This is a genomic window from Janibacter hoylei PVAS-1 (assembly GCF_004025845.1).
Taxonomy (GTDB): Bacteria; Actinomycetota; Actinomycetes; order Actinomycetales; family Dermatophilaceae; genus Janibacter; species Janibacter hoylei.
The window spans coordinates 124,089-135,619 of sequence record NZ_PIPF01000005.1 but is presented as its reverse complement, the minus strand read 5'-3'; the positions used below and the strand labels follow the sequence as shown (position 1 = coordinate 135,619).

Annotated in this window: 12 protein-coding genes; 6 read left to right on the top strand and 6 right to left on the bottom strand. The window is 72.2% G+C overall.

Going from position 1 to position 11,531, the window contains the following annotated elements; translation table 11 throughout:
- Nucleotides 1-60: 60 nt before the first annotated feature.
- From CWN80_RS05845 to CWN80_RS05835, 3 genes are read right to left on the bottom strand one after another with little or no spacing between them, the layout of a single operon-like run.
- A complete protein-coding gene (locus CWN80_RS05845) occupies nucleotides 61-1,065 on the bottom strand; it encodes a threonine ammonia-lyase (protein WP_007923891.1) in 1,005 nt (334 codons plus the stop codon).
- 29 nt (nucleotides 1,066-1,094) lie between these two features.
- On the bottom strand, nucleotides 1,095-1,724 hold the full coding sequence (locus tag CWN80_RS05840; protein WP_007923892.1) for a DUF305 domain-containing protein: 630 nt from the start codon (nucleotides 1,722-1,724) through the stop codon (nucleotides 1,095-1,097).
- Nucleotides 1,721-2,356 carry a DUF3105 domain-containing protein gene (locus CWN80_RS05835; RefSeq protein WP_007923893.1) on the bottom strand — a complete coding sequence of 212 codons (636 nt, stop codon included), beginning with the start codon at nucleotides 2,354-2,356 and terminating at the stop codon, nucleotides 1,721-1,723. Before CWN80_RS05835 ends, CWN80_RS05840 begins: the two co-directional genes overlap by 4 nt.
- Before the next feature lie 92 nt (nucleotides 2,357-2,448).
- Between CWN80_RS05835 and CWN80_RS05830 the strand changes: the two genes are divergently transcribed.
- The 3 genes from CWN80_RS05830 to CWN80_RS05820 are packed head-to-tail and all read left to right on the top strand — an operon-like array spanning nucleotide 2,449 to nucleotide 4,369.
- The gene (locus CWN80_RS05830) at nucleotides 2,449-3,384 is read left to right on the top strand and encodes an alpha/beta hydrolase (RefSeq protein WP_128277005.1); all 936 of its coding nucleotides are present in this window, start codon (nucleotides 2,449-2,451) and stop codon (nucleotides 3,382-3,384) included.
- Nucleotides 3,385-3,389: 5 nt separating this feature from the next.
- Nucleotides 3,390-3,755 carry a hypothetical protein gene (locus CWN80_RS05825; protein ID WP_007926475.1) on the top strand — a complete coding sequence of 122 codons (366 nt, stop codon included), beginning with the start codon at nucleotides 3,390-3,392 and terminating at the stop codon, nucleotides 3,753-3,755.
- A complete protein-coding gene (locus CWN80_RS05820; RefSeq protein WP_007926474.1) occupies nucleotides 3,752-4,369 on the top strand; it encodes a DUF998 domain-containing protein in 618 nt (205 codons plus the stop codon). Before CWN80_RS05825 ends, CWN80_RS05820 begins: the two co-directional genes overlap by 4 nt.
- On the opposite strand, the gene CWN80_RS05815 is transcribed toward CWN80_RS05820, so the two are convergent.
- The gene (locus CWN80_RS05815) at nucleotides 4,353-5,339 is read right to left on the bottom strand and encodes a LysR family transcriptional regulator (protein WP_007926473.1); all 987 of its coding nucleotides are present in this window, start codon (nucleotides 5,337-5,339) and stop codon (nucleotides 4,353-4,355) included. The two genes, CWN80_RS05820 and CWN80_RS05815, sit on opposite strands and share 17 nt — an antisense overlap.
- Nucleotides 5,340-5,425: 86 nt before the next feature.
- Between CWN80_RS05815 and CWN80_RS05810 the strand changes: the two genes are divergently transcribed.
- The gene (locus tag CWN80_RS05810; protein ID WP_051987923.1) at nucleotides 5,426-6,628 is read left to right on the top strand and encodes a Glu/Leu/Phe/Val dehydrogenase dimerization domain-containing protein; all 1,203 of its coding nucleotides are present in this window, start codon (nucleotides 5,426-5,428) and stop codon (nucleotides 6,626-6,628) included.
- Nucleotides 6,629-6,687: 59 nt separating this feature from the next.
- Here the strand turns inward: CWN80_RS05810 and CWN80_RS05805 are convergent, their stop codons facing one another.
- On the bottom strand, nucleotides 6,688-7,353 hold the full coding sequence (locus tag CWN80_RS05805) for a GntR family transcriptional regulator (RefSeq protein ID WP_007926467.1): 666 nt from the start codon (nucleotides 7,351-7,353) through the stop codon (nucleotides 6,688-6,690).
- A 63-nt stretch (nucleotides 7,354-7,416) separates the two neighbouring features.
- Here CWN80_RS05805 and CWN80_RS05800 point away from each other — a divergent pair, with 63 nt between their 5' ends.
- Nucleotides 7,417-8,406, top strand: coding sequence for a D-2-hydroxyacid dehydrogenase (locus CWN80_RS05800; RefSeq protein WP_007926465.1), 990 nt, complete (start codon nucleotides 7,417-7,419; stop codon nucleotides 8,404-8,406).
- Nucleotides 8,403-9,773, top strand: a complete 1,371-nt coding sequence (locus tag CWN80_RS05795) for an amidase (protein ID WP_007926464.1) — start codon at nucleotides 8,403-8,405, stop codon at nucleotides 9,771-9,773. The genes CWN80_RS05800 and CWN80_RS05795 overlap by 4 nt, the downstream gene beginning before the upstream one ends.
- 511 nt (nucleotides 9,774-10,284) lie before the next feature.
- Here CWN80_RS05795 and CWN80_RS05790 read toward each other — a convergent pair.
- Nucleotides 10,285-11,526, bottom strand: a complete 1,242-nt coding sequence (locus tag CWN80_RS05790; protein WP_128277004.1) for an aspartate aminotransferase family protein — start codon at nucleotides 11,524-11,526, stop codon at nucleotides 10,285-10,287.
- Between the last annotated feature and the right edge of the window lie 5 nt (nucleotides 11,527-11,531).

The following is an 11,531-nucleotide window of genomic DNA, read 5'->3' as shown; positions in this document are numbered from 1 at the left end:
GCTCGGACGCCGGCAACCCCGACCCCGAGGCCGTCCGGCTGGTCTACGCCGACCGCGAGCTCACCGCGGACGAGCGGGCCGCGATCCTGCAGGCCCAGCGCCCCCGAGCACCTCGGCCATGACCGGGGCGTCGACGTTGCCGCCGCTCGCCACGACGACGACGGTCTGCCCGGCGAAACGCTCCCTCTGGGCGATGAGCGCGGCCAGCGCCGCGGAGCCGCCGGGTTCGACGACGAGCTTGAGCGTGCGGGCAGCCTCGCGCATCGCGACCCGCGCCTGGTCGTCGGTGACCTCGAGCCCGGTCACCCCGTGCCGGGACAGGGCAGCGAGGGTGTGCTCGCCGACCGTCGGCGAGCCGATCGCATCGAGGAAGACCGGCACCGCCGGCACCTTCTCCACCCTGCCGGAGACGAGCGAGCGCGCCATCTTGGGGTAGCCGTCCCGCTCCACGACGAAGGGGGCCACCTCCGGGTGCGTGTCCCGCACCGCCGTGATGACGCCCGACGAGAGCCCGCCACCGCTGCACGGGACGATGACCGCGTCGGGGGCGTGGCCCCCTTCGCGCAGCTGGTCGACGATCTCGAGCCCGACGGTGCCCTGGCCGGACATCACCCGGGGGTCGTCGTAGGGGTGCACGAGGGTCAGCCCACGCTGCTCGACCAGCTCGCGACCGACGACCTCGCGGTCCTGGGTCGCGGGGTCGTAGAAGACGACCTCGGCGCCCCACCAGCGGCAGCCGTCGACCTTGATCTGCGGCGCGTCCTGCGGCATGACGATCGTCGCCGTCGCGCCGGTCATCCGGGCCGAGGCGGCGACGGCCTGCCCGTGGTTGCCGGTGGAGAAGGCGAGCACACCCGCCGCCCGCTCCGCCTCGGTCAGCGACAGCAGCGTGTTGAGCGCACCGCGGATCTTGAAGGACCCGGTGAGCTGCAGGGCCTCGGCCTTGACGAGCACCCTCGCGCCGCAGAGCTCGTCGAGCATCGGGGAGGAGAGCAGGGGCGTGCGCCGCACCCGGCCCTCGATTCGCTGCGCTGCCGCCCTGATCGTCTCGATGCCGAAGTCCATGTGGACATCCTGCCGCTACGCCCGCGAGATCACCCCGGCAGTGGCTTGGCGCCGCGCTCCTTGAGCATCTGGGTCATCGTCTCGACCTCGGTGGTCTGGCTGTTGATGATCGACTGGGCGAGGGTCTCGACGGCGTCATTCTGAGAGTTGTCACGCGCGGCCTCGGCCATCGGCACACCCGCCTTGTGGTGGCGGATCATCATCTGGAGGTAGTAGATGTCGGCCGCCTTGCCGCGCATCCCCTTCAGCTTGGTCATCTCGGCCTGGGTCGCCATGCCGGGCATCAGGCCGTCATCGCCGAGGGTCATCGTTGCGCCGTGCTCGTGGCCCAGGCCACGCATCCAGTCCATCTGCTTGCCGGGTCCGGTGGGCGAGAGCCCCCAGACCTGCAGCCAACCGGCCATCTGCCCCGACTGCGACTCCTGGGTGCGCGCGATGTCGTAGGCGAGGGAGCGCACCAACGAGTCGTCGGTGCGGTCGTAGATGATCCAGGACATCTCGACGGCCTGGTCGTGGTGCGTCTGCATGTCGCGGGCGAAGCCGGCGGCGACGCTGTCGTCACCAGGGAGGTCGTCCCCGCCGACGCGGCTGAGCGCCAGGCCGGCGACGAGACCGATCGCGAGCGCGACGACCGCGGCGAGGACGACCCGGGGGGTCACTTGACCAGGCTCGTCTCGGGGGTCACACCACCGGTGCAGGCCGCCCCGGGCTCGGGGGTCTGCTTGCCCTGCCGGTACTCCTTGATGAAGCCCTTGATCCGCGGGTCGTCAGCCGAGTCGACGCTCAGCTGGTTGCTCCAGGCCGACAGGACGATCTTGCCGGGCATCTTGCCCTCGTAGGGCGAGAGGATCGTGTAGGTGTCGGGCAGCGCGTCGTCCAGCTTCTTGACGTCGGCCTCAGGCAGGTCGGGGTCGTAGCCGATCCACACGGCGCCGTGCTCGAGGGAGTGGACGGCGTGCTCGTCGGGCACCGGCGTGTCGTAGGTGCCGCAGTTGAGCCACACGCCGTTGTGCTCGCCGCCCACGGGCGGCGACTCCTTGTAGTCGATCTTGCCCTCGACGTGGTTGCCGCCCGTGTAGTCGAAGGTCTTGGCCCCCGACAGGTCTCCCGCGGCCCGGCGGTCGTCGCGCTCGCTGACGATGGCATAGCCCACGGTGCCAGCGATGAGTGCGATCACCACGGCTGCGGCACCTGCCAGGAGGAGGGAGCGGCGACGCTCGGCGGACTGGGCCTTCTTGCGTGCCTCGGCGAGCTTGACCTCGCGGGCGGACATCGACTTCTTGCTGCTCATGGGTCCCTCGGGGTAGGCGGGGGCGGAATTGCCGGGATTATTGCACCGTCAACTGAAGGTCTACTGAGGGTGCTCGCCACTAGTCTGACTGCATGCGTTCAGAGACGACGACCATCACCTCCCCGCAGGACGGGTTGCCACTCTTCGTGCGCACCTGGCAGCCCGACGGCGAGGCCAAGGGCGTCGTCCAGATGGCCCACGGGATGGCCGAGCACTCCGGGCGCTACGAGCGCTTCGCGCAGGCGCTCACCGACGCCGGCTACGCAGCGTGGATGCACGACCATCGCGGCCACGGCGAGACCTCGACCGAGCAGGAGGACCGCGGCTACTACGCCGACGACCACGGCTGGGACACGGTCGTCGAGGACATGCACACCGTGACCCGGGCGATCGCCGAGGCCCACCCGGGACTGCCGCTCTTCTTCTTCGGCCACTCCATGGGTTCCCTGCTCGGCCGCGACTACATCACCCGCTACGGGCAGGACCTCGTCGGTGCCGTCCTGAGCGGCACGGCAGCCAACCCCGGCCTGCTGGGCAAGGTCGGCCAGGGACTGGCGAGCGTCGAGGCGCGCCTCCGCGGTCGCCGCCACACGTCCAAGCTCATGGATGCCATGACCTTCGGCGCGTACAACAAGCCCTTCAAGGCCGAGGGGGAGTTCGGCTGGCTCTCTCGTGACCGGGCCGAGGTGCGCAAGTACATCGACGACCCTCGCTGCGGTGAGGTCTTCACCTCCGGCTTCTTCGCCGACCTGCTCGGTGGCGTCAACCGGTTGCAGGGGCTGGCAGCCCGCGTCCCCCACGACCTGCCGCTCTTGGTGATCTCGGGCGAGCAGGACCCGGTCGGCGGCAAGGACGGCGCCGGCGTGCGGGCCGCGGCCGAGGCCTTCCGGGCCGGTGGCGTCGAGGACGTCACCCTCGAGCTCTTCCCGGGCGCTCGCCACGAGCTGCTCAACGAGACCAACCGCGACGAGGTCACCGACCTCGTCATCGGCTGGCTGGACGACCACCTGCCGACGAAGGGGGAGTGACTCCCGTGACCGATGACAAGCGAGACGCCCGCAAGGCGATCGAGGACCTCGAGCTCGACAAGCACCTCGCGGCCGCCGGGGCGGCCGCCTCGAGGCTGGCCCAGGAGGCGGTCAGCCTCGTCGGCACCTACGCAGACGACCACCGTGAGCAGGCCCACGGGCTGCTCGACCGGGCCGAGAGCGAAGCCGACCGGGTGACCGGTGGCCGCGCCACCGACCTGCTCGGCAAGGTCCGCTCCGGCCTGGCGGCCGGCGTCGACCTGGTCGCCGACCAGCGGCCCGACCCTGCGGCGGCTGCGTCCGAGTCGACCGACGCCCCGGGCTCTGACGCAGGCTCCGACGACCCGGGGCAGCCCCCTTCGGCCGGATGACCGCCCGACGACGGCTCGGCGGGGCGCTGCTCCTCCTCGCCGTCGCCTACCTGCTCGGCGAGGCCTGGGCCGTCGCCGGCTGGCGGGGTTTGCCCTACAGCTGGACCGATGACGCGATCAGCACCCTCGGCGTCCCCGAGGTCATGTGGACCGGCGAGGGCTCGCGCGAGTCGACGCGGTACGCGGCGATGAATGCGACCTTCGTCGCCTCCGGCGTGCGGGTGCTGCTCGCGACGGTGGTGCTCGCCCCCTTCGTCCCGCGGTGGCGGTGGCTCGTCCTGCCCCTCGCCCTCGCCCACGGGATCGGGACCGTCGTCGTCGGCTTCGTCCCCACCGGGCTGACCTCCGAGCGGGCCAACGGGCACGGCCTCGGCGCTGCCCTCGCCATCGGCGGCGGCACGCTCCTGCTCCTCGCGCTCACCGCGGCCCTGGCCGCTCGGCACCGGGGGCTCGCTGCCTGGACCGGGGCGTGCTCCGCGGTCTCCGTGCTCGGATTCGCGCTCGTCCTCGTCGGGGTGGGGGGCTTCGGGCTGGCGGAGCGGCTCGCCGTCGACGCCGTCATCATCTGGCAGATCGGGGCCGGCGCCGCGCTGCTGCTCAGCCGACCCCGGTGAGGCCCTGCTCCGCGGCTGCGGAGCGCACGGCCTCGACGAAGAGGTCGATCGACGGTCGCGGGGTGGAGCTGGCCCGCTGGGCGATGGACACCGTCCGCAGGATCGGTTCGTCGAGGGGGATGACGTCGACGCCCGGAGGCAGCAGCGTGAGCCCGAGGTCGGAGACCAGGGTGACGCCCAGGCCGCTCGCGATCATCGCCAGGGCAGTGAACTGCTCCTCGACCGTGTGCACGATCCGCGGGTCGAAGCCGTGGGCGTGGCACTCCACCCGCACCGCCCGGCCGAAGTGCGAGCGCGGCCCGGCGAGGATCCACGGGAAGTCGGCGAGCGCGGTGAGCGACACGCTCTCGCCCGGCAGGGCACCCTCCGGCGCCGCGGCGTGCAGGCGCTCGACGGCCACGACCGACCACTGCAGCGCCGGGTCGCGGTCGAGGGGGTGACCGGAGTAGTCGATGACGAAGGACAGGTCGAGCAGCCCGTCGCGCACCGCGTCGGCCGTCTCCTCGGGGGCGAGCTCGCTCGTGTGCACCCGGATGCCGGGGTGCTCGACGGCGAGGGAGGACAGCGCGCGGGGCAGCAGGCCCGAGGCCACCGACGCCCACACCCCGACGCTCAGCCGGGCGGTGATGCCCGACTGGGCCTGCTCGATCGCGGCGGTCGCGCGCTCGACCGAGCCGAGGATCTCCTCGGCGTGGTCGGACAGGAGCAGGCCGAGCTCGGTGAGCTGGACCCGCCGGCCGTGGCGCTCGATGAGCTTGACCCCGACCTCGCGCTCGAGCTGGGCGAGCTGCTGGGAGACGCCCGACGGGCTGTAGTGCAGGGCCTGCGCGGCAGCGGTCACCGTGCCGCGCCGGTGCAGCTCGCGCAGCATCTGCAGGCGTCGCAGGGACAGCTCCATCCGCCCACAGTAGGCCGCGGCCCGCTGCTGGGGCGGGAGGCGCGTGATCGTGCAGGCCGGGTGCACGATCACGTGCACCTTCTGTAACTGGACGTGAGGCGGGTCACGCGCTGACTCTGGCCGTACTGCTCCCCCTTTTCAGATTGGCGGTCATCACCATGACGGCGACCCACACGACCAACCCGGCACACGACTTCGTCGACCGCGAGCCCGCGCACCAGATCACCTGGGTCGACCCCGTGACGGGCGCGCAGGGGTACCTCGTCGTCCACACCCTCGTCGGCGGCATCGCCACCGGTGGCACCCGCATGCGGGCCGGCTGCACGATCAGCGAGGTCGGTGACCTGGCCCGTGGCATGGCCACCAAGACGGCGGCCTTCGGCCTGCCCGTCGGCGGAGCGAAGGGGGGCGTCGACTTCGACCCCAAGGACCCGCGGGCCTTCGGTGTGCTCACGCGATTCTTCACCGCGATGCGCCCGTGGCTCGACGGCCGCTGGGTCACCGCCGAAGACCTCGGCGTGACCCAGCAGCTCATCGACGACGTCTTTGCCGAGGTGGGCCTCTCGCAGTCCTTCCACGCGGCGATCTCGCGCTCGCCGCAGCCGGAGGCGACCCTCGCCCGGGTGCAGGCCGGGCTCGAGGTCATGACCGACGGCTACCCGCTCGGCGACGTCATCGGCGGCTACGGGGTCGCCGAGGCCTGCCTCGGCGCGGCCGACGGCTTCGGCTGGGCGACCCGGGACACGACGATCACGATCCAGGGCGTCGGCACGATGGGTGGCGGCGCGGCGTGGTACCTCCACGAGGCGGGTGCCCGGGTGACGGCCGTCGCCGACGCCCGCGGCACCCTCTTCGACCCGGCCGGCCTCGACGTGCCCGCGCTGCTCGACCTGCGCGACGAGTACGGCGAGATCGACCGGTCGCAGGTGCCGGCACACGTGCAGCAGCTGCCGCGCGACGCGATCGTCGGCATCGAGGCCGACATCTTCGTCCCGGCCGCCGTCTCCTACGCCATCCGCGAGGACAACGTCGACCAGGTGGTCGCGCGGGTCGTCGTGGAGGCGGCCAATGCCGCGACGACCTGGGGTGCCGAGGACACGCTCACCGAGCGCGGCATCGTCGTCGTGCCCGACTTCATCGCCAACGCCGGCGCTGCCGCCTGGGCCTGGTGGCTGCTCCAGGGGCAGGTCGGCTGCGACCCCCGGGACTCCTTCGACCGCCTCTCGGCCGAGATGCGCGCCAAGGTCGCAGTCCTCGCCGAGCGCTGGACCTGCGACCGGATCCCCATGCGGCAGAGCGGGTTTGCGCTGGCATCGAGCAACCTGCGCGCCCTTGAGGGGGCGCAGATCGTCATCCCTTGAGTCCCGCTCGGCTCGCTGACCGCCGGAGGCAGGTCGGTCGGGGCGGCCGGACGCGGCCGTCAGCCCCGCTTGGCGACGATCCGCTGCACGGCGTCGTCGAGGTGCGCCTGGAGGGCCGCCTTGGCGCGGGCCGGCGGCGCGGTGAGGATCGCCTGCCGCAGAGCCTCGTGGTCGTCGACCTGCGTCCAGAGGTCGCCGTAGGTCGTGCGCAGCTCCCCCAAGCACATGCGCGTCTCGACGATCAGGGTCCGCATGGCGCGGATGAGGCGGGGACTGGCCGAGGCCTCGACGAGCACCTCGTGGAAGTGCTGGTCCGCGTCCGAGACGGCGGGGCCGTCCCCCTTCGCCGCGGCCCGTCGCATCCGGGTGACGACGCGCTCGAGCTCGTCGGCCGTCGACTCGCGGCGTCGGTCGGCGATGACGATCTCGAGGGCTCCCCGCTCGATGACCGAGCGCGTGCGGTAGACGTCGCGGACGTCGTCGAGGGTGAGCTCGTTGACGAAGACGCCGCGATTGGTGATCGCCTGGAGCAGCCCCTCGGACACCAGTCGCTGCATCGCCTCGCGCACCGGGCCACGGGAGACCTCGAAGCGGGCGGCGAGGTCCGCCTCGCCCAGCTGCTCGCCCGGCTCCAGCCGACCGGACATGATCGCCTCGCGCAGCTCGTCGGCGAGGTACTCCACGGTCGAGCGGCGTGGGTGGGGCGTGAGATCGCTGACGGGCATGTCCCTGCCTTCGTGATTGCCAGATTGTTGACAATCTATGAACCCGGCTCCTACGTTGTCAACATGCCCAGCCAGCCCGTGGTCGTGGTGCTCCACGACGGACAACTCCCCGACGAGCAGGTCATGGCGCCGGTCGTCGAGCGCGCCCGAGAGGTGCGCTACGCGACCGCCGAGGAGCTGCCCGAGGCGATCGCCGGAGCCGAGGTGCTCTTCGCCTACGACTTCTTCTCCACCGCCATCCCCGACGCCTGGCCGGCCGCCGACGCGCTCGAGTGGATCCACGTCGCCTCGACCGGGGTCGACGCGATCCTCTCGCCGGAGGTGCGCGACAGCGACGTCGTGCTCACGAACTCGCGCGGCGTCTTCGACGCCTCGATCGCCGAGTACGTCCTCGCCCAGGTCCTCGCCTTCGCCAAGGACCTGCCGCAGTCGACCCGGCTGCAGCAGGCCCACCGGTGGGTGCACCGCGAGTCCGAGCGGGTCGCCGGCACGCGGGCACTCGTCGTCGGCACCGGCCAGATCGGCCGGGCGATCGCCCGGCTGCTGCGCGCAGTCGGCGTCGAGGTCTCCGGCTCCGGCCGACGTGCCCGTGACGACGACCCCGACTTCGGCACCGTGACCGCGCAGGAGGACCTGCACCACGCTCTCGCCGCTGCCGACTGGGTCGTGTGCATCGCCCCTCTCACCGACGCGACCCGGGGGATGTTCGACGCAGCGGCCTTCCGCGCAATGCCCGACCACGCCCGCTTCATCAACGTCGGTCGGGGGGAGTCCGTCGTCACCGACGACCTCGTCGACGCGCTGCGCTCCGGGACGATCGCCGGCGCGGCTCTCGACGTCTTCGACACCGAGCCTCTCCCGCAGGACCACCCGCTGTGGGACCTGGCTGGGGTGCACATCACCCCTCACAGCTCCGGGGACTTCATCGGCTGGCGGGACGAGCTCGTGCGCCTCTTCGCCGACAACTTCGCTCGGTGGGTCGACGACGAGCCGCTGCGTCACGTCGTCGACACCTCGCTGGGATACGTACCGACCGACGGGAGCACCGCATGACGCCCACCGAGATGACCGCCGTCGAGCTCCTCGCCGCCTACGGCGCCAAGGAGCTCTCACCGGTCGAGGCGACGACGGCCGTCCTCGACCGCATCGACGAGGTCGACGGGCAGGTCAACGCGATGTGCCTCGTCGACCGTGAGGGGGCCCTCGCGCAGGCCCGCGCCTCCGAGGCCCGCTGGCAGGCTGGCGCACCCCAGGGGCTGCTCGACGGGGTGCCCACCTCGATGAAGGACATCTTCCTCACCCGGGGGTGGCCCACCCTGCGCGGCTCGCGGTCGATCGACCCTGACCAGGCGTGGGACGTCGACGCCCCGGTCACCGCTCGTCTGCGCGCCGACGGCATGGTCCTCGTCGGCAAGAACACGACACCCGAGATCGCCTGGAAGGGCGTGACCGACTCGCCCCTCACCGGTGTCACGCGCAACCCGGTCGACCCCCGGATGACCGCGGGTGGTTCCTCCGGAGGTGCCTCCGCGGTGGTTGCCGCCGGGATGGCGCCGGTCGCCGTCGGGACCGACGCCGGCGGCAGCATCCGCATCCCGGCCTCCTTCTGCGGGATCGTCGGCTTCAAGCCGACGCACGGCCGGGTGCCGATGTTTCCGGCCAGCCCCTTCGGGCCCCTCGCGCACGCCGGCCCGATGACCCGCACCGTCGATGACGCCGCGCTGCTCCTCGACGTCATCTCGCAGCCCGACCCCCGTGACCCGACGGCGCTCGACGTGCCGTCGACGCCCTTCCGCGAGCAGGCCACCCGCGACGTCTCCGGGCTCCATGTCGCCTACTCGGGGACCCTCGGGTGGATCGACGTCGACGACGAGGTCGCTCGGGTGTGCGACGCCGCGGTGGCGGCGATCGACGCGGCAGGGATGCCGGTCACCGCGACCGACCCGGGCTTCGCCGACCCCTTCGACGCCTTCGAGCTGCTCTGGGGGGCCAGTGCCGCGACGCTCCTGCGGACCATGCCGGGGGCCCGCGAGACCATCGACCCCGGACTCGGTCGGGCCTGGGACCTCGGTGAGTCGGTGAGCGGCATCGACGTCTTCGAGGCCCGGGCCGTCGCCGCCCAGCTCGGCATCACCATGGGTGCCTTCCACGAGCAGCACCCCCTGCTCATCACCCCGACGATGCCGATCCCGGCCTTCGAGGCGGGGCACGACGTCCCGCCGGGCAGCGGGATGACGCACTGGGCCCGGTGGACCCCCTTCACCTACCCCTTCAACATGACCCAGCAGCCGGCGATCAGCATCCCCGTGGGGACGACCTCCGCCGGCCTGCCGGTCGGCCTGCAGATCATCGGCCCGCGCCACGCGGACGGCCTCGTCCTCGCCGCGGCGCGGTGGGTCGAGGGCGTGCTGGCCGGCTGACCCGGAGCCCGCACGGTCGGTGCCTCAGCGCACCTTGAAGGTGTAGAAGTACGGACGCTGCCGCGGGAAGGTGAAGTTGCCGTCGGCGTCGGCCTGCATCCAGCGCGTGAAGCACACGGTCCGCTCGTCGGGGCCGGGGTAACCGTCGGTGTCTGCGCCGGACCCGCCCCTGGCCCTCTGGACGTCCTGGACGTTGCGCCGGGTGTACGTCGGAAGGTCGAGCCCGCCTGGTAGCCGTCGCCGTGGTGGTGGCGGTCGTAGCCCCTTGGCGATCAGGCCCTTGTCGTGCGTGCGGACGGCCGGGTGGCTCTTGCCGAGGACGAAGGCGCCAGTGCCCGAGTAGCAGGCGGGGGGGCGCCCCCGCCGTCGCCGAGCTCCTCGGCGACCTCGCGGTGGAGCCGCTGGCCGCGACCGTCGACCCACTGCCCGATCGGCACGGTGTCCGGGACCCCGCGGCGCATCGGACGACGTCAGAGGGGGGGCCCGCGACGGTCTGACGGGCGAAGGGGGGTCAGACCTCGGCGAGGACCTTGCCCCAGATGTCGAGTGCCTCGTCGACCTGCTCGGCGGTGACGACGAGCGGCGGGATCATTCGCACGACGTTCATGTGGGCGCCGCAGGTGAGCAGGAGCAGGCCCTTCTTGGCGGCCAGCTGCTGCGCCGCCTGGGCGCGGGCCGTGTCGGGCGTGCCGTCGGCCGCGGTGAACTCGCTGCCGACGAGCAGGCCGAGGCCGCGCACGTCGCCGATCCCGTCGACGGCGGCGGCCTTCGCGCCCTCGAGCAGCTGGGTCCCGCGCTCGGCGGAGTTGGCGACCAGGCCCTCCTCCTCGATGACCTCGAGGGTGGCGACGGCCGCGGCGCACGCGACGGCATTGCCGCCGTAGGTGCCACCCTGCGAGCCCGGCCACGCCTTGCTCATCAGCTCCTCGCTCGCCGCGATGCCGGAGATGGGGAAGCCGGAGGCGATCCCCTTCGCCAGCGTGATGATGTCGGGCTGCACGTCGAAGTGCTGGTGACCGAACATCTTGCCGGTGCGGCCGAAGCCGGTCTGGACCTCGTCCATGACGAGGAGGATCCCGTGCTTGTCGGCCCGCTCGCGCAGACCCTGGAAGAAGGCGGTGTTGCCGGGGATGTACCCCCCTTCGCCGAGGACCGGCTCGACGATGAAGGCGGCGGTCTCCTGCGGCGAGGTGAGCGTCGCGAGGATGTAGTCGAGCTCCTTGAGCGCGAAAGCGGTGGCCTCCTCCTCGCTCCAGCCGTAGCGGTAGGCGGTGGGGAAGGGGGCGACGTGCACCCCGCCCATGAGCGGGCTGAAGCCGGCTGAGAAGCGGGTGCCGGAGGTCGTCATCGTCGCGGTCGCGACGGTGCGGCCGTGGAATCCGCCGTGGAAGACGATGACATTGGGCCGACCGGTCGCCTGGCGCGAGAGGCGCAGGGAGGCCTCGAGCGCCTCGCTGCCGGAGTTGGCGAAGAAGAGGCTGTCGAGGTGTGCCGGGAGCACCCCCTGCAGCTTGTCGACGAGGGCGAGCAGCGGCTGGTGCATGACGGTCGTGTACTGGCCGTGGATGAGCTTGCCGACCTGCTCCTGCGCGGCGGCGACGACCTTGGGGTGGCAGTGGCCGGTGCTCACGACGCCGATGCCGGAGGTGAAGTCGAGGTGGCGGTTGCCGTCGACGTCGAAGACCTCCGAGCCGAGGGCGTGGTCGATCGTCACGGGGGTGGCCTGCTTCAGCAGGGGGGACAGCGCTGTCATCGGGA

Coding starts and splice junctions, on each gene's coding strand:
- CWN80_RS05845 (WP_007923891.1), bottom strand. CDS start 1,065: ATGGACTTCGGCATCGAGACGATCAGGGCGGCAGCGCAGCGAATCGAG.
- CWN80_RS05835 (WP_007923893.1), bottom strand. CDS start 2,356: ATGAGCAGCAAGAAGTCGATGTCCGCCCGCGAGGTCAAGCTCGCCGAG.
- CWN80_RS05830 (WP_128277005.1), top strand. CDS start 2,449: ATGCGTTCAGAGACGACGACCATCACCTCCCCGCAGGACGGGTTGCCA.
- CWN80_RS05820 (WP_007926474.1), top strand. CDS start 3,752: ATGACCGCCCGACGACGGCTCGGCGGGGCGCTGCTCCTCCTCGCCGTC.
- CWN80_RS05810 (WP_051987923.1), top strand. CDS start 5,426: ATGACGGCGACCCACACGACCAACCCGGCACACGACTTCGTCGACCGC.
- CWN80_RS05805 (WP_007926467.1), bottom strand. CDS start 7,353: ATGCCCGTCAGCGATCTCACGCCCCACCCACGCCGCTCGACCGTGGAG.
- CWN80_RS05800 (WP_007926465.1), top strand. CDS start 7,417: ATGCCCAGCCAGCCCGTGGTCGTGGTGCTCCACGACGGACAACTCCCC.
- CWN80_RS05795 (WP_007926464.1), top strand. CDS start 8,403: ATGACGCCCACCGAGATGACCGCCGTCGAGCTCCTCGCCGCCTACGGC.
- CWN80_RS05790 (WP_128277004.1), bottom strand. CDS start 11,526: ATGACAGCGCTGTCCCCCCTGCTGAAGCAGGCCACCCCCGTGACGATC.